We start from the raw sequence: 15,765 nt of genomic DNA on the forward strand, positions 1-15,765 counted from the left end.
AGATCTCCACCACAACCGGGGCCCGCGGCGGCCCGGTTGCGCGCCCGGCCGGGCCCCGGCCCGTATCGGACGCTCCCTTTCGGCCGATTCGGGGCGCGTACTAGGGTGACCGGGGTAGAGCACTCGCGGGAGCCCGGACGGACCGGGCTGAGAGGGAGGCTGGACGGCCTCCGACCGTACGAACCTGATCCGGGTCATGCCGGCGAAGGGAGGGGCTGGACGCCCATGCACGCGTCTTCTTCGAAGCCACCGGGACGGGGAACGGCCTCCTGTGACGTCCTCGTCATCGGCGGCGGCGTCATCGGCCTGGTCACCGCCTGGCGCGCGGCCCAGCGCGGGCTGCGCACCGCCGTCGCGGACCCCGCGCCCGGCGGGGGCGCCGCGCAGGTCGCGGCCGGGATGCTGGCCGCCGTCACCGAACTGCACTACGGCGAGCAGGACCTGCTGGCCATCAATCTGGCCTCCGCGCGCCGCTATCCGGCGTTCGCGGCCGAGCTGACGGAGGCGAGCGGGCAGGAGATCGGCTACCGCGCCTGCGGCACGCTCGCCGTCGCCCTCGACGCCGACGACCGCGCCCACCTGCGGGAACTGCACGAGCTCCAGCAGCGCTCGGGGCTCGACTCGCAGTGGCTGTCGGGGCGCGAGTGCCGCCGTCTGGAGCCGATGCTCGCGCCGGGCGTGCGCGGCGGTGTGCGGGTCGACGGCGACCACCAGGCCGACCCGCGGCGCCTAGCCCGCGCCCTGCTGACGGCCTGCGAGCGCGCCGGAGTGGTCTTCCACCGTGCGGAGGCGCGGCGCCTGACGGTCGAGGCCGACCGGGCGACCGGCGCGGAGCTCTCCGACGGCGTCCGGGTCGCCGCGGACCGGACGGTGCTGGCGGCCGGCAGCCGCAGCGCGCTCCTCGCGGGCGTGCCCGAGCACGTGGTGCCCCCGGTCCGCCCGGTCAAGGGCCAGGTCCTGCGGCTGCGCGTGCCCGGCCCGTACGCGCCGTTCCTCTCCCGGACCGTACGGGCGGTGGTGCGCGGCGGCCCCGTCTACCTGGTGCCGCGCGAGAACGGCGAGCTGGTCCTGGGCGCGACCACCGAGGAGCTGGGCTGGGACACCACCGTCACCGCGGGCGGCGTGTACGAGCTGCTGCGCGACGCCCATGAGCTGGTGCCCGGCATCACGGAGCTGCCGCTCGTCGAGACCCGTGCCGGGCTGCGCCCCGCCTCCCCCGACAACGCCCCGCTGCTCGGGCCGACCGCCCTGCCCGGCCTCCTCACGGCCACCGGCCACTACCGCAACGGCGTCCTGCTGACCCCGTTCACCGGCGATGTGATGGCCGAGGCGCTGGCCGGCGACGGGCTGCCGACGGCGGCCCTGCCCTTCTCCCCGCAGCGTTTCCAGGCCCCCGCACCTCAGGAGCAGTCCGTATGACGCCCTCCCCGCCCGCCTCCGTCCGGCTCTCCCTCAACGGCGAGCCCCGCGAGGTCCCCGCCGATCTGACCCTGGACCGGCTGGTGGCCACGCTCACCACCGCGCACAGCGGCGTCGCCGCCGCCGTCAACGAGAGCGTCGTGCCGCGCGGCCAGTGGCAGGCCACCGCGCTCGGCGACGGCGACCGCGTCGAGGTCCTCACCGCGGTCCAGGGAGGCTGACATGACCGACACCGCGTTCCTCCCAGGGGCCCCCGCGACGGAAGCGGCCGGGGACCCGCTGACCATCGGCGGCGCCGCCTTCGGCTCCCGGCTGATCATGGGTACGGGCGGCGCGCCCAGCCTGGACGTGCTGGAGCGGTCCCTGCTCGCCTCCGGCACCGAGCTGACCACGGTGGCGATGCGCCGCCTGGACGCGACCGTGCGGGGTTCGGTGCTGTCGGTGCTCTCCCGGCTCGGCATCCGGGTGCTGCCGAACACCGCGGGGTGCTTCACCGCGGGCGAGGCCGTCCTCACCGCGCGGCTGGCCCGCGAGGCGCTCGGCACCGACTGGGTCAAGCTCGAAGTGGTCGCCGACGAGCGCACGCTGCTGCCCGATCCGATCGAGCTGCTGGACGCCGCCGAGACCCTCGTCGACGACGGCTTCACCGTGCTGCCGTACACCAACGACGACCCCGTGCTCGCCCGCAAGCTGGAGGACGCGGGGTGCGCCGCGATCATGCCGCTGGGCTCGCCCATCGGCTCCGGCCTGGGCATCCGCAACCCGCACAACTTCCAGCTGATCACCGAGCGCGCGGGCGTCCCGGTGATCCTGGACGCGGGCGCGGGCACCGCCTCCGACGCCGCGCTCGCCATGGAGCTGGGCTGCGCGGCGGTGATGCTCGCCTCGGCGGTGACCCGCGCGCAGGAGCCGGCGCTGATGGCGGCGGCCATGCGGCACGCGGTCGAGGCGGGCCGGCTGGCGTTCCGCGCGGGCCGCATCCCGCGCCGGCACTTCGCGCGGGCGTCCTCGGCGATGGAGGGCCTGGCGGAGCTGGACCCGGAGCGCCCGGCGTTCTGACCGGGCCGCCTGACCGGGCCGGAACGGACGCGTCCCCACGTCGGACCAGGCGCGTCCCCGCGTCCGACCAGGCGCGTCGCCGCGTCCGTACGCGCCCGACCGCTGGCCGTTCGGCTTCAGTTTCGCTTCAGTACGGCCGCGGCGGGCGCGCGGCGTCGGAGCTGTCGGTGACTGCTCGTAGACTCGTCTGCCGTGGATACGACCCTTCAGGACCCTCTCGTCGGGCAGCTGCTCGACGGCCGCTACCGAGTCGAGGCGCGCATCGCCGTCGGTGGCATGGCCACGGTCTACCGGGCCGTCGACACGCGGCTCGACCGCGTGCTCGCGCTCAAGGTGATGCACCCGGCGCTCGCCGCGGACGGCGCCTTCGTCGACCGGTTCATCCGGGAGGCGAAGTCGGTCGCGAGGCTCGCGCACCCCAATGTGGTGGGCGTCTTCGACCAGGGCACCGACGGCACGTACGTCTATCTCGCGATGGAGTACGTGGCCGGGTGCACGCTGCGCGACGTGCTGCGCGAGCGCGGCGCGCTCCAGCCGCGCGCGGCCCTCGACATCCTGGAGCCGATCCTCGCCGCGCTGGGCGCCGCCCACCGGGCGTCCTTCGTGCACCGCGACATGAAGCCCGAGAACGTGCTGATCGGCGACGACGGCCGGGTCAAGGTCGCCGACTTCGGGCTCGTCCGGGCCGTGGACAACAACACCACCGCCTCGACGGGGTCCGTGCTCGGCACGGTGTCGTACCTCGCCCCCGAGCAGATCGAGCACGGCACCGCCGACACCCCGGCCGACGTGTACGCCTGCGGCGTGGTGCTCTACGAGATGCTGACCGGCGCCAAGCCGCACACCGGCGGCACCCCGGCGCAGGTCCTCTACCAGCACCTCCACGACGACGTCGCGCCGCCGTCCGAGGCGGTGCCGGGGCTGCCCGCCGTGCTGGACGATCTGGTGGCGGCCGCCACCGCCCGCGCCCCCGAGGCACGGCCCGCGGACGCGGTGGAGCTGCTGGGCCTGGCCCGCGCGGCGCGCGCCGAGATGAGCGACGCGCAGCTGGACGCGGTGCCGCCGCAGGCTCAGACGGCCGAGCACGACGGTTCCGAGGACCGTACGAGCGTGATCCCGCGCTCCATCGAGGCGCGGGCGGCGCGGGCGGCGGACGACGCCTCGTACGACCGCACCACCCGGCTGGAGCGGCCGCCCTCCCCGCCGGCCGGCACGGGGATTCCCGGCGCGACGGCGGCGTCCGGCCGGCGCGGGCCGCGCCGCTCGGTGCTGGCGCTGCTCGGGGCGGTGCTGGTGATCCTGGTGGGCACGGGCGTCTGGTACATCAATTCCGGACAGTTCTCCACGGTCCCGGCCGTCCTGGACCTCACCCGGGCGCAGGCGGAGCACAAGCTCGACGAGGCCGGGCTCAAGTCGAAGGCCGAACAGGGCTTCAGCGACGTGGTGGAGCGCGGCCATGTCATCGGCACGGACCCCGCGCCGGGCAAGCGCATCCGCAACACCGGCACGGTGACCCTGACCGTCTCGCGGGGCCCCGAGCGCACCAAGGTGCCCAATGTCTCGGGCATCCCGCTCGACCAGGCGAAGAAGCAGATCACGGGCGCGGGGCTGACGGTCGGCAAGGTCCGCCAGGAGTTCAGCGACGAGACGGCCCAGGGCTCGGTGCTCGCCACCGAACCGGGGCCGGGCAGCGAGCGCCGGCCCGACACGGCCGTGGCGCTCACCGTCAGCAAGGGGAAGAAGATCGACATGCCCGGGGTGACGGGCGACTCGGTCGACGACGCGACCAAGGAGCTGAACGAGAAGGGTTTCAAGGTGAAGATCGCCGACGAGCAGGTCTTCTCCGAGGAGGACAAGGGCGACGTCGCCCGGCAGTCCCCGGCCGAGGACAGCCCGGCGGCGAAGGGCGACACCGTGACCCTCACGGTCTCCAAGGGCCAGGAGATGGTCGAGGTCCCGGACGTCACCGGCGACAAGACCGACGTCGCCAAGGAGAAGCTGACCGCCCTCGGCTTCGAGGTCGAGGTGAAGAAGCCGTTCTTCTTCCCGAAGGACACCGTGGACAAGCAGTCCGTCGACGGCGGCGACGAAGCCCCCAAGGGCAGCAAGATCACCATCACGCTCAAGGGACTCTGAGACTCATGCGCAACCCCGTCGGCGGCCACATCCCCGTGGCCGGCGGACTCGCGAAGACCGGCCTGCCGTACGCCGCGGAGATAGGCGCGGAGGCCGTGCAGGTCTTCGTCGCCAACCCGCGCGGCTGGGCGACGCCGCCGGGCGACCCGAAGCAGGACGAGGCGTTCCGGGCGGGCTGCGCGGAGCGGTCCCTGCCCGTGTACGTCCACGCGCCGTATCTGATCAACTTCGGCTCGCACACCGAGGCGACGGCCGAACGGTCCGTGGAGTCGCTGCGCCACTCGCTGCGCCGGGGCCGGGACATCGGGGCGCGCGGCGTCGTGGTCCATACGGGCGCGGCGACGGGCGGCCGGCACCGGAGCGAGGCGCTGGCCCAGGTCCGCGAGCGGCTGCTGCCGCTGCTGGACGAGCTCACCCACGACGACGACCCGTGGCTGCTGCTGGAGGGCACGGCCGGGCAGGGGGCCTCGCTCTGCTCGCTGGTGTGGGAGCTGGGCCCGTACTTCGACGCGCTGGAGCGCCATCCGAAGCTCGGCGTCTGCCTGGACACCTGCCATGTCTTCGCGGCGGGCCACGATCTCGCCGGGCGCGGCGGGATGCGGCAGACGCTCGACGAGCTGGTGTCGACCGTGGGCGAGGGGCGGCTGAAGCTGATCCACGCCAATGACTCCAAGGACGTCGTGGGCGCGCACAAGGACCGGCACGAGAACATCGGATCCGGCCATATCGGGGCCGAGCCGTTCCGGGAGCTGTTCGCGCACCCGGCGACGGAGGGCGTGCCGCTGACGATCGAGACGCCGGGCGGCAAGGAGGGGCACGCCGCCGACGTGGCGCGGCTGAAGGCGCTGCGCGACGGGCGCGACCCGGCGGACGGCCAGGCCCTGGAGAGGGCCTAGAGCTCCGGGCCGTCGCCCGGTTCCTCCTGGTAGGAGTAGCGCTGTTCGCGCCAGGGGTCGCCGATGTTGTGGTAGCCGCGCTCCTCCCAGAAGCCGCGGCGGTCGGCGGTCATGTACTCGATGCCGCGGACCCACTTGGGGCCCTTCCACGCGTAGAGGTGCGGGACCACGAGCCGGGCCGGGAAACCGTGCTCGGCGGTCAGCGGGTCGCCGTCCTTGTGGGTGGCGAAGATGGTCTTCGCGCTGGTCAGGTCGGACAGCCGCAGGTTCGAGCTGAAGCCGTACTCGGCCCAGACCATCACATGGGTGACGTCGCTCGCGGGCGGCGCGAGGTCGATGAGCGAGGTGGCGGGCACGCCGCCCCACTCGGAGCCGAGCATGCTGAACTTCGTGACGCAGTGCAGGTCCGCGGTGACCGTGGCGTACGGCAGCGCCGCGAACTCCTCGTGCGTCCAGCAGTGCTTGTCGCCGTCCGCCGTGGCGCCGAAGACGCGGAACTCCCAGCGGTCCGGCCGGAACTTGGGGACCGGCCCGTAGTGCGTCACCGGCCAGCCGCGCTGCAGCCGCTGCCCCGGGGGCAGCTGGAGGTGGTCTCCCTCACGGCTTTGCGACTGACCCATGACTCCATGGTGTCAGACCTTCGGGTGTGGTCATGACCAGCGCATCCGCTATTGGGGCAACTCGTACTAAGCGTGCACTTACTGGACGGTCCGCGAGGGCGGTGGAAGGATGCGCGCAACTTGCCCGTCCCCCGCTTGGAAGGAGCCTTGGCGATGCAGGGCGATCCCGAGGTCATCGAATTCCTCAACGAGCAGCTGACCGCCGAGCTGACCGCGATCAACCAGTACTTCCTGCACGCGAAGATGCAGGAGAACTTCGGCTGGACCAAGCTCGCGAAGTACACCCGCGCCGAGTCGTTCGACGAGATGAAGCACGCGGAGCTCCTCACCGACCGGATCCTGTTCCTGGAGGGGCTGCCCAACTACCAGCGGCTCTTCCACGTCCGGGTCGGCCAGACCGTCACCGAGATGTTCCAGGCGGACCGGCAGGTGGAGGTCGAGGCCATCGACCGGCTGCGGCGCGGGGTGGAGGTCATGCGGGCCAAGGGCGACATCACCTCGGCCAATATCTTCGAGTCGATCCTGGCCGACGAGGAGCACCACATCGACTACCTCGACACACAGCTGGAGCTGGTCGAGAAGCTCGGCGAGGCCCTCTACATCGCGCAGGTCATCGAGCAGCCGGACAGCTGACGGCGAAGGAGGGCGGACCGGGGCGGCGGTGCGGCCGGGCCCCGGGCGGACGCGGGGGTCAGGCGGCTTCCGCAGTGTACGGCGGCGGCTCGGAGGCATGCGCCGCGGGCTCGGCGGTGAGCGCCGCGGGCTCGCGCTGTTCGAGCAGCTCCCGGCGGGGGCACGCGCCGCGGCCGAGCAGGGCCTGGATGCGCTTGACGCAGCCGCCGCAGTCCGTGCCCGCCTTGCAGGCGGACGCTATCTGGCGCGGCGTGCAGGCCCCGGTGTCCGCGTGGTCGCGAACCTGCTGCTCGGTGATGCCGAAGCAGGAGCAGACGTACACGCGGTTCACCACCCGAGATCATTAAGTGAGGTTACCCTTACCTTACCCGGTCCGGTGGGCCGCTAACAACGCCGTGGGGCGCGGATCACAGGATCCGCGCCCCACTGTCCGTATTCCGGATGCCTACTGGTCCCGGTACATCTCCGCGACCAGGAACGCCAGGTCCAGCGACTGGCTGCGGTTGAGCCGCGGGTCGCAGGCCGTCTCGTAGCGCTGGTGCAGATCGTCGACGAAGATCTCGTCGCCGCCGCCCACGCACTCCGTGACGTCGTCGCCGGTCAGCTCGACGTGGATGCCGCCCGGGTGGGTGCCCAGCCCCTTGTGGACCTCGAAGAAGCCCTTGACCTCGTCCAGCACGTCGTCGAAGCGGCGGGTCTTGTGGCCCGAGGCCGCCTCGAAGGTGTTGCCGTGCATCGGGTCGCAGATCCACGCGACCTGCGCGCCGGACGCCGTGACCTTCTCCACCAGGGTCGGCAGCCGGTCGCGGACCTTGTCCGCCCCCATCCGGGTGATGAAGGTGAGCCGGCCCGGCTCGCGCTCCGGGTCGAGCCGCTCGATGAGCGTCAGCGCCTCTTCCGGGGTGGTCGTCGGGCCGAGCTTGACGCCGATCGGGTTGCGGATCTTGGAGGCGAACTCCAGGTGCGCGCCGTCCAGTTGGCGGGTGCGCTCGCCGATCCACACCATGTGGCCGGAGACGTCGTAGAGGTCGCCGGTCCGCGAGTCGACGCGGGTCAGCGCGGACTCGTAGTCGAGGACGAGCGCCTCGTGCGAGGCGTAGAACTCGACGGTCCGGAACTCCTCCGGGTCCACCCCGCAGGCGTTCATGAAGTTCATCGCCCGGTCGATCTCGCGGGCGAGCGCCTCGTAGCGCTGCCCGGAGGGCGAGGACTTCACGAAGTCCTGGTTCCAGGCGTGCACCTGGCGCAGGTCCGCGTAGCCGCCGGTGGTGAAGGCCCGTACGAGGTTCAGCGTGGCGGCGGAGGCGTGGTACATCCGCTTGAGCCGCTGCGGGTCCGGGATGCGGGCCGCCTCGGTGAACTCGAAGCCGTTGACGGAGTCCCCGCGGTACGTCGGCAGGGTCACCCCGTCGCGGGTCTCGGTCGGCTTCGAGCGGGGCTTGCTGTACTGGCCGGCGATCCGGCCGACCTTGACCACCGGCACCGAGCCGGCGTAGGTCAGCACGGCGCCCATCTGCAGCAGCGTCTTGAGCTTGTTGCGGATCTGGTCGGCTCCGACGGCGTCGAACGCCTCGGCGCAGTCGCCGCCCTGGAGCAGGAACGCCTCGCCACGGGCGACGGCTCCCAGGCGCTGGCGCAGCTGGTCGCACTCGCCCGCGAAGACGAGCGGCGGATAGGACTCGAGCTCCGCGATCACATCGCGCAGAGCCTCTTGGTCCGGCCAGTCAGGCTGCTGCGCCGCGGGCAGGGAGCGCCAGGTGTTGCCACCGGCGTGGATTTCAGCGTTCACGGTCACCCGCCACAGGTTACGTGGTCGGGGCGGTGCGTTACCCCCGCGCCCGGAAGATGAGACGGCGGACACGCCCGTACGCGGCCCCGGAGCCCTCCGCTTTCGGGGCCCCTGTCCGGGGTAGCTCGGACCATGGCCGGTTATGACCGTTCCGTGAAGAAGTTGTGGCCAAGGGGTGACCGCTTCTGCCAGTCTCTCCCCGCCCCGGTCGGGCCACGGCCGGGGCCGCCGTATGCCACCGCATGTCGTATGCCGCCGTGTGCCGCCGTCTTCAGAGGGAGTGCCCGTGAAGATCTTCCGCACCTCCACCGCCATCACCGCCGCCGCGGCCGCCGCCGCGCTGCTGCTGCTCGCCGCCGCGCCCGCCGAGGCCGCGCCGCCCGCCACCCACCCGGGGATGACCTGGGCGCGGATGGCCGACGGGCCCGACGGCAGCGTCCGGGTCGGCGGCCCCGGCGGCACGCAGAGCGACCCGTACAAGGGCGACACCCCGGCCACCGCGCTGCTGCCGGTGCTCTGCCTGAGAGTCGACGGCAGCCCGCTGCCGGACGGGCTGACCCCGGACTTCTACGGGGGCTGGGCGCAGGGCACCGTCGCGGCGAGCCGGCCCGTGAAGGGCTCCCGGCTCAACAGCCGCGCCGCCGCCGACAGCGTGTGCGCGGCGGCCTTCGGCGCGGGCTGGCGGATGGCCGAGTTCCACGACGGCCGCTACGGCCCCGACCTCCAGTACTCGGGCGGCTGGTCCTTCTGGGCCTACGGCGATCTGCCGAAGAACACCCGGTTCTGGACGGCGATCGACGACCAGCCGGCCAACCCCTGGAACTGACGGCCCCGGCAGGGACGGACCGGCCCGCTTCCCCGAACACCGCGTTCCGGGCCGGTCCGTCCGGTAAGGTGCCTGGCATGTTCGCGCACACGGTGCAGACGCACTCGAACCAGGCTTGGTGGTGGACCGCTCACTCGGCGGCCCACTGATCGCGCGTACACCGACTTCGCGAAGGCCGCCCGAGGGGCGGCCTTCCGTGCGTTCCACGGCCGTTCCTCCTCAGACAGAAGGAACTCCGCCATGCACCCCGACACCGCCGCTCTCGTGGACCGGCTGCTCGACGCCGACTGCCCGCCGTTCGCCCTGCTGCACCGCCGCACCCCCGGCCGCGCCGACGACACCGTGGAACTCCTCCTCGGACCGGTCGTCGAGGCCGAGCGGCTGACCGACATCCCCCTGCCGGCCGGGGCGCCCGACGCGGACGGACCGGTGCACGACGCGCTCGCGCTGGTGCCGTTCCGGCAGATCCGCGAGCGCGGCTTCGACGTGCGCGACGACGGGACGCCGCTGTCGGTGCTGCTCCCCCGCGAGTCCCGCGCACTGCCGCTCGCCGACGTCCTCGCCGCGCTGCCCGCGCACGAGGTGCGGGTCGAGGACGGGCGCTTCGACGTGAGCGACGACGCGTACGCGCGGATCGTCGAGCGGGTCGTCGAGGACGAGATCGGTACGGGCGAGGGCGCCAACTTCGTCATCCGGCGGACCTTCGGCGGGCGCGTCGAGGGCTTCTCCGCGGCCGACGCCCTCGCCCTCTTCCGGCGGCTGCTGGCCGGCGAGCGCGGCGCGTACTGGACGTACGTCGTGCACACCCCGGAGCGGACGCTGGTGGGCGCCAGCCCCGAGGTGCATGTGCGGATGTCCGGCGGCACCGTCGTGATGAACCCGATCAGCGGCACCTACCGCTACCCCTCCGAGGGCCCGGACGCCGACGGGCTGCTCGCCTTCCTGCACGACCGCAAGGAGGTGGAGGAGCTGTCGATGGTCGTCGACGAGGAGCTGAAGATGATGTGCACCGTCGGCGACATGGGCGGCGTCGTGGTCGGGCCGCGGCTCAAGGAGATGGCCCACCTCGCGCACACCGAGTACGAGCTGCGGGGGCGGACCTCGCGGGATGTGCGGGACGTGCTGCGGGAGACCATGTTCGCGGCGACCGTCACCGGCTCGCCCGTGCAGAACGCCTGCCGGGTCATCGGGCGGCACGAGCGCCACGGGCGCGGCTACTACGCCGGGGCGCTGGCCCTCATCGGCCGGGACGCGGGCGGCGCGCAGACCCTGGACTCGCCGATCCTGATCCGGACCGCGGACATCGACGGGCACGGCGCGCTCAAGGTGTCGGTCGGCGCCACGCTCGTCCGCCGCTCCGACCCGCGCGCCGAGGTCGCCGAGACGCACGCCAAGGCCGCGGGGGTGCTGGCCGCGCTCGGGGTGCGGCCCGCGCCCGTACGCGACACGGCGGCGCCGGCGGTCCGGCTCTCCGACGATCCGCGGGTACGGGCCGCCCTGGACGCCCGGCGCGGCGACCTCGCGCCGTTCTGGCTGCGGATGCAGACGCCGGAGCTGACGGGCGGGCTGCGCGGGCACGCGCTGGTCGTCGACGCCGAGGACACCTTCACCGCGATGCTCGCGCATCTGCTGCGGTCCGCGGGGCTGGAGGTGACGGTGCGTCGCTACGACGAGCCGGGCGTACGGGCGGCGGCGCTGACGCACGAGGGGCCGGTGGTGCTGGGCCCCGGGCCGGGTGACCCGTCCGACACCGCCGACCCGAAGATGCGCTTCCTGCGCTCCCTCACCGCCGAACTGCTGCGCGCGCACCGCCACGGGCTGCTCGGCGTCTGCCTGGGCCACGAGCTGATCGCCGCGGAACTCGGCCTGGAGATCGCCCGCAAGGCCGTGCCGTACCAGGGCGCCCAGGAGCGCATCGACTTCTTCGGCCGCCCGGAGACCGTCGGCTTCTACAACACCTTCACCGCCCGCTGCACCGACCACGCCGAAGTGGAACTGGCCATGCACCGCGTTGAATTGAGCCGCGACACCGCCACCGGCGACGTCCACGCCCTGCGCGGCACGGGCTTCGCGGGCGTCCAGTTCCACCCGGAGTCGGTACTGACCCTGAACGGCGCGGCCATTGTGGCGGACGTGCTGGCGGCGGTGGCGGTCGGCTGACGACCGCCCGGCCGGCGCGCGGCGGGGGCCGCCGGGCGGGGCGTTCGGGCGCCCCGCCGCGACGGCCCCGGTGCGAGGTGCGGGCGGCCGTCGGCCGGAGAAGCTCTCAGCCGAAGAACACGCCGACCTCGGCGTACAGCTCGGGGGCGACCGTCTTGATCTTCGCGGTCGCCTCGGCGAGCGGTACGCGCACGATGTCCGTGCCGCGCAGGGCGACCATCGAGCCGTACGCCCCGTCCCGCACCGCCTCGATGGCGTGCAGCCCGAACCGCGTGGCGAGCCAGCGGTCGAAGGCGCTGGGCGTACCGCCGCGCTGGACGTGGCCGAGCACGGTCGTACGGGCCTCCTTGCCCGTCCGCCGCTCGACCTCCTTCGCCAGCCACTCCCCCACGCCCGACAGCCGGACATGGCCGAAGGAGTCCTGCGTCTGGTCCTTGAGGACCATGTCGCCGTCCTTCGGCATGGCGCCCTCGGCGACGACGACGATCGGGGCGTAGCTGGACTTGAACCGGGAGGTGACCCAGGAGCAGACCTGGTCGACGTCGAAGCGCTGCTCGGGGATGAGGATGACGTTGGCCCCGCCCGCGAGCCCGGAGTGCAGGGCGATCCAGCCCGCGTGCCGGCCCATCACCTCCACCACCAGGACCCGCATGTGCGACTCGGCGGTGGTGTGCAGCCGGTCGATGGCCTCGGTGGCGATGTTGACGGCGGTGTCGAAGCCGAAGGTGTAGTCCGTCGCGGAGAGGTCGTTGTCGATGGTCTTGGGCACGCCGACGCACGCGACGCCGTACTCGCCCGAGAGCCGGGCGGCGACGCCGAGCGTGTCCTCGCCGCCGATCGCGATGAGGGCGTCGACCTCTTCCTTGACGAGGTTCTCCTTGATCCGGCGGATGCCGTTCTCCACCTTGAGGGGGTTGGTCCGCGACGACCCCAGGACCGTGCCGCCGCGCGGCAGGATGCCGCGGACGGCCGGGATGTCGAGGGGCACCGTGGCGCCTTCGAGCGGCCCGCGCCAGCCGTCCTTGAAGCCGGTGAACTCGTAGCCGTACTCCTGGACGCCCTTGCGGACTACCGCGCGGATGACCGCGTTGAGTCCGGGGCAGTCGCCGCCACCGGTCAGCACTCCGACCCGCATGGAATCTCTCCTTCTCGCACAGGGACCCGACCCCGGTCACGCTAATGGTGATCCAGGCCACAAGGGATGGTGCGATCGGCGAATTCCCCGCCCACGGCGGCGAGTTGACCCAAAGCCTTCACCCGTACGAGCGGACGCGCGACACCTGCGCGGGCTATGTCAGTCCATCAGGGGCGCGGAGAGCCGCAACCGGCCGCGGCCGGTCGTACGTCCCGCGGAACGGAACCCGGACCCGGCGCGCGGCGCTACGCGTCGTCGAGGCCGCGCTCTATCGCGTACCTCACCAGCTCCACCCGGTTGTGCAGCTGCAGCTTCCCCAGGGTGTTCTGCACGTGGTTCTGCACCGTCCGGTGCGAGATGACGAGCCGCTCGGCGATCTGCTTGTACGAGAGCCCCTTGGCCACCAGCCGCAGCACCTCCGTCTCCCGGTCGGTCAGCTGCGGGGCCTTCGGCTCGTCGGGCGCGGCCGGCGCCGGGTCGCTGGCCAGCCGCCGGTACTCGCCGAGGACCAGCCCGGCGAGGCCCGGCGTGAACACCGGATCGCCGACCGCCGTCCGGCGCACCGCGTCCACCAGCTCCTCCGTGCTGGCCGACTTCAGCAGATAGCCGGTCGCGCCGGACTTCACCGCCTCCAGCACGTCGGCGTGCTCGCCGCTCGCGGAGAGCACCAGCACCCGCAGCGCGGGGTTCTCCCCGACCAGCTCGCGGCAGACCCGCACCCCCGGCATCCCCGGCAGGTTGAGGTCCAGGACCAGCACATCGGGCGCGGCGGCCTGCGCCCGGCGCACCGCCTGCGGCCCGTCGCCGGCCGTGGCGACCATGTCGAACCCGGCCGCCGCCAGGTCGCGGGCGACCGCGTCCCGCCACATCGGGTGGTCGTCGACGACCATCACCTTCAGCGGCCGCTCGTCCACCGCCGTGCCCACCGTCTCACTCTCGCTCTCACTCACTGCCGTCCTCCATTCCCCCGCGGAACTCTCAGTTCGACTTCCGTGCCCTGCCCCGGTACGGAGACCAGTTCGGCGCTGCCGCCCAGGTCCCGCAGCCGCCCGCGGATCGACAGCGCGACGCCCATCCGCCCCTCCCGCTCGGCGTCCGCCAGCCGCCCCTCGGCGATGCCCGGCCCGTCGTCCCGTACGGTCACGAGCACTTCTCGCGGCTCGTCCTCCAGCAGAATCCAGGCCCGCGCCTCCTCACCCGCGTGCTGGCGGACATTGTCCAACGCGGCACTGACAGCGGCCGCCAGCTCCACCGCCGCACCCGCCCCGAGCATCACCGGCGTACCCGGTTCCGCGAAGGAGACCCGCGCCCCTGCGTGCACGGCCAGCAGCACCCGTACGTCGCAGGGCCCGCCGTCGCCGCCCTCCGGCGCGGCCGCGAGCTTCCCCGACGCCCGTACGGCCTGGACCAGCTCGGCGTCCTTGGCGTCCTGCTCGGGCGTGCGCTGGGCGGGCACCATGCCGCTGGAGACCAGGGAGCGCAGCGCGATCTCCTGCTCCCCCGCCATCCGGCCCAGCTCGGCCGCCTCGCCGCCGATCTCCGCGCCGCGCCGCTGCACCATGGCCAGCACCTGGAGGACGCTGTCGTGGATGTCGCGGGCCAGCCGCTCGCGCTCGCGGGTCGCCGCCTCGATCTGGAGGGCGCGGGCGAGGGTCCGCTCACTGGCGCGGGCCACCTCGACGATGTAGCCGATGGCGATGGAGGCGACCCAGACCAGCAGCACGTTGTGGACGGTGTCGCGGGCTATGCCGCCGCGCTCGACGAGGTTGGCGATCGCCACCAGGGTGGAGGCGAGGGCGGCCCACCGCCAGCCGCCCTTGATCGCGAAGCCGAGGACCGCGCCGGCCACCCATATGGAGGGCAGGGTGGGCGCCCCGTCGTCTATCCGGGCCCAGGAGTCGACGGCGGAGGTGAGCAGGATGCCGCCCAGCGCGATGGTGAGGTCGCCGACCAGGAACCGCTTGGTGCAGCGCTCCGGGGACGTCGTCCGGCTCCAGGTCAGGGCCATCCAGCCGGTGAGGCCCGCCATGTAGCAGGCGGCGCCCAAGGGGTGCGCGAAGTCGCGGTAGTTGACGATGAAGAGCGCGAGCGCGTAGCCGAGCGTCAGTATGCGGTAGCCGGTCAGCGCCCGCCACAGCGGCAGCTCGACCGACATCCGTATGACGCGCGGCGGTTTCGTCCGCTCCGGCTTCGTCCGCGGCCACCGCCTGTCCTGTGCCATTGCCCCACCCCTCGCCGGGAGCGGCTACGCCCCGGGCTTGCGTGTCTTCGCGGCCTCGGCCCCCTTGGCCTTCGCGGCCTTCTCTTCCTCCGCGGCCTTCTTCGCCTCTTCGGCGATCTGCCGCTTGGCCGCCGTCGCGTAGATGTCCACGTATTCCTGGCCGCCGAGCTTCATGATCTCGTACATGACCTCGTCGGTCACCGAGCGCAGAATGAAGCGGTCGCTTTCCATGCCGTGATAGCGGCTGAAGTCGAGGGGTTCGCCGATCCTGATGCCCGGCCGCATCAGTTTGGGCATCACCTTGCCCGGCGGCTGGATCTTCTCGGTGTCGATCATCGCGACGGGAATGACGGGCGCCCCGCTGGCCAGCGCCACGCGGGCCAGGCCGCCCGGCTTGCCGCGGTAGAGCCGCCCGTCCGGGGACCGGGTGCCCTCCGGATAGATGCCGAACAGCTCGCCGCGCTCCAGCACCTCCAGGCCGCTTTTGATCGCCGCGTCCCCCGCCCCGCGCCCGCCCGAGCGGTCGACCGGGAGCTGTCCCACGCCCTTGAAGAAGGCGGCGGTCAGCTTTCCCTTGACTCCCGGGGAGGTGAAGTACTCCGCCTTCGCGATGAAGGTGACCTTTCGGTGGAGTACGGCCGGAAGGAAGAAGGAGTCGGAGAACGACAGGTGATTGCTGGCGAGAATCGCGGGGCCTTCGTCGGGGATGTTCTCCAGGCCCTCCACCCACGGCCGGAAGGCGACCTTCAACGACCCGCCGATGGACAGCTTCATAGCGCCGTAGAACAACCGAGGACCTCCTGTATGCGACGAGGAGACCTTACCTGCCTACCCGCCGTGCGGCGCTCCGCGTACGCTGAGGTGCAGACCC

Annotated in this window: 15 protein-coding genes and 1 riboswitch; of the genes, 8 read left to right on the forward strand and 7 right to left on the reverse strand. The window is 72.8% G+C overall.

Translation table 11 applies throughout. The features are described 5' to 3' along the window. Positions 1–115 precede the first annotated feature (115 nt). Positions 116–228: riboswitch (TPP riboswitch) on the forward strand. The 5 genes from thiO to AB0I49_RS32120 all read left to right on the forward strand — a co-directional run bounded on the left by thiO (position 226) and on the right by AB0I49_RS32120 (position 5,510). After that, entirely contained in the window at positions 226–1,419 is a 1,194-nt protein-coding gene (gene thiO / locus AB0I49_RS32100) for a glycine oxidase ThiO (protein WP_363230670.1), read from the forward strand. Its footprint overlaps the riboswitch before it by 3 nt. Further along, positions 1,416–1,640, forward strand: coding sequence for a sulfur carrier protein ThiS (gene thiS / locus AB0I49_RS32105; protein ID WP_363230671.1), 225 nt, complete (start codon positions 1,416–1,418; stop codon positions 1,638–1,640). Before thiO ends, thiS begins: the two co-directional genes overlap by 4 nt. A gap of 1 nt (position 1,641) precedes the next feature. Continuing rightward, complete coding sequence (locus AB0I49_RS32110; RefSeq protein WP_363230672.1) at positions 1,642–2,478, forward strand: thiazole synthase; 837 nt, start codon at positions 1,642–1,644, stop codon at positions 2,476–2,478. Positions 2,479–2,670: 192 nt separating this feature from the next. Continuing rightward, positions 2,671–4,614, forward strand: coding sequence for a Stk1 family PASTA domain-containing Ser/Thr kinase (gene pknB / locus AB0I49_RS32115; RefSeq protein ID WP_363230673.1), 1,944 nt, complete (start codon positions 2,671–2,673; stop codon positions 4,612–4,614). A gap of 5 nt (positions 4,615–4,619) precedes the next feature. Beyond that, complete coding sequence (locus AB0I49_RS32120; protein WP_363230674.1) at positions 4,620–5,510, forward strand: deoxyribonuclease IV; 891 nt, start codon at positions 4,620–4,622, stop codon at positions 5,508–5,510. Here AB0I49_RS32120 and AB0I49_RS32125 read toward each other — a convergent pair. Next, a complete protein-coding gene (locus AB0I49_RS32125) occupies positions 5,507–6,130 on the reverse strand; it encodes a sulfite oxidase-like oxidoreductase (protein ID WP_363230675.1) in 624 nt (207 codons plus the stop codon). The two genes, AB0I49_RS32120 and AB0I49_RS32125, sit on opposite strands and share 4 nt — an antisense overlap. Before the next feature lie 153 nt (positions 6,131–6,283). Here AB0I49_RS32125 and bfr point away from each other — a divergent pair, with 153 nt between their 5' ends. Continuing rightward, a complete protein-coding gene (gene bfr, locus AB0I49_RS32130) occupies positions 6,284–6,763 on the forward strand; it encodes a bacterioferritin (protein WP_363230676.1) in 480 nt (159 codons plus the stop codon). A 58-nt stretch (positions 6,764–6,821) separates the two neighbouring features. Here bfr and AB0I49_RS32135 read toward each other — a convergent pair whose 3' ends face one another. Beyond that, a complete protein-coding gene (locus tag AB0I49_RS32135) occupies positions 6,822–7,094 on the reverse strand; it encodes a (2Fe-2S)-binding protein (RefSeq protein WP_363230741.1) in 273 nt (90 codons plus the stop codon). Between the two features lie 114 nt (positions 7,095–7,208). Beyond that, positions 7,209–8,558, reverse strand: a complete 1,350-nt coding sequence (locus AB0I49_RS32140) for a class II 3-deoxy-7-phosphoheptulonate synthase (RefSeq protein WP_363230677.1) — start codon at positions 8,556–8,558, stop codon at positions 7,209–7,211. A 280-nt stretch (positions 8,559–8,838) separates the two neighbouring features. Here AB0I49_RS32140 and AB0I49_RS32145 point away from each other — a divergent pair, with 280 nt between their 5' ends. Together AB0I49_RS32145 and AB0I49_RS32150 are read left to right on the forward strand one after the other, a co-directional pair. Then, positions 8,839–9,378, forward strand: a complete 540-nt coding sequence (locus AB0I49_RS32145; protein ID WP_363230678.1) for a hypothetical protein — start codon at positions 8,839–8,841, stop codon at positions 9,376–9,378. A gap of 240 nt (positions 9,379–9,618) precedes the next feature. Next, complete coding sequence (locus AB0I49_RS32150) at positions 9,619–11,538, forward strand: anthranilate synthase family protein (RefSeq protein WP_363230679.1); 1,920 nt, start codon at positions 9,619–9,621, stop codon at positions 11,536–11,538. Between the two features lie 106 nt (positions 11,539–11,644). On the opposite strand, the gene AB0I49_RS32155 is transcribed toward AB0I49_RS32150, so the two are convergent. From AB0I49_RS32155 to AB0I49_RS32170, 4 genes are all read right to left on the reverse strand, one after another. Beyond that, positions 11,645–12,673: a 6-phosphofructokinase gene (locus AB0I49_RS32155; RefSeq protein WP_363230680.1), complete on the reverse strand. Its 1,029-nt coding sequence runs from the start codon at positions 12,671–12,673 to the stop codon at positions 11,645–11,647. A 245-nt stretch (positions 12,674–12,918) separates the two neighbouring features. Next, positions 12,919–13,563: a response regulator transcription factor gene (locus tag AB0I49_RS32160; RefSeq protein ID WP_363230742.1), complete on the reverse strand. Its 645-nt coding sequence runs from the start codon at positions 13,561–13,563 to the stop codon at positions 12,919–12,921. A 56-nt stretch (positions 13,564–13,619) separates the two neighbouring features. Continuing rightward, positions 13,620–14,894, reverse strand: a complete 1,275-nt coding sequence (locus tag AB0I49_RS32165; protein WP_363230681.1) for a DUF5931 domain-containing protein — start codon at positions 14,892–14,894, stop codon at positions 13,620–13,622. Positions 14,895–14,918: 24 nt separating this feature from the next. Beyond that, complete coding sequence (locus tag AB0I49_RS32170; RefSeq protein ID WP_363230682.1) at positions 14,919–15,683, reverse strand: lysophospholipid acyltransferase family protein; 765 nt, start codon at positions 15,681–15,683, stop codon at positions 14,919–14,921. Positions 15,684–15,765: the final 82 nt, after the last annotated feature.

It is taken from the genome of Streptomyces sp. NPDC050617, assembly GCF_040654795.1.
Classification (GTDB): domain Bacteria; phylum Actinomycetota; class Actinomycetes; order Streptomycetales; family Streptomycetaceae; genus Streptomyces.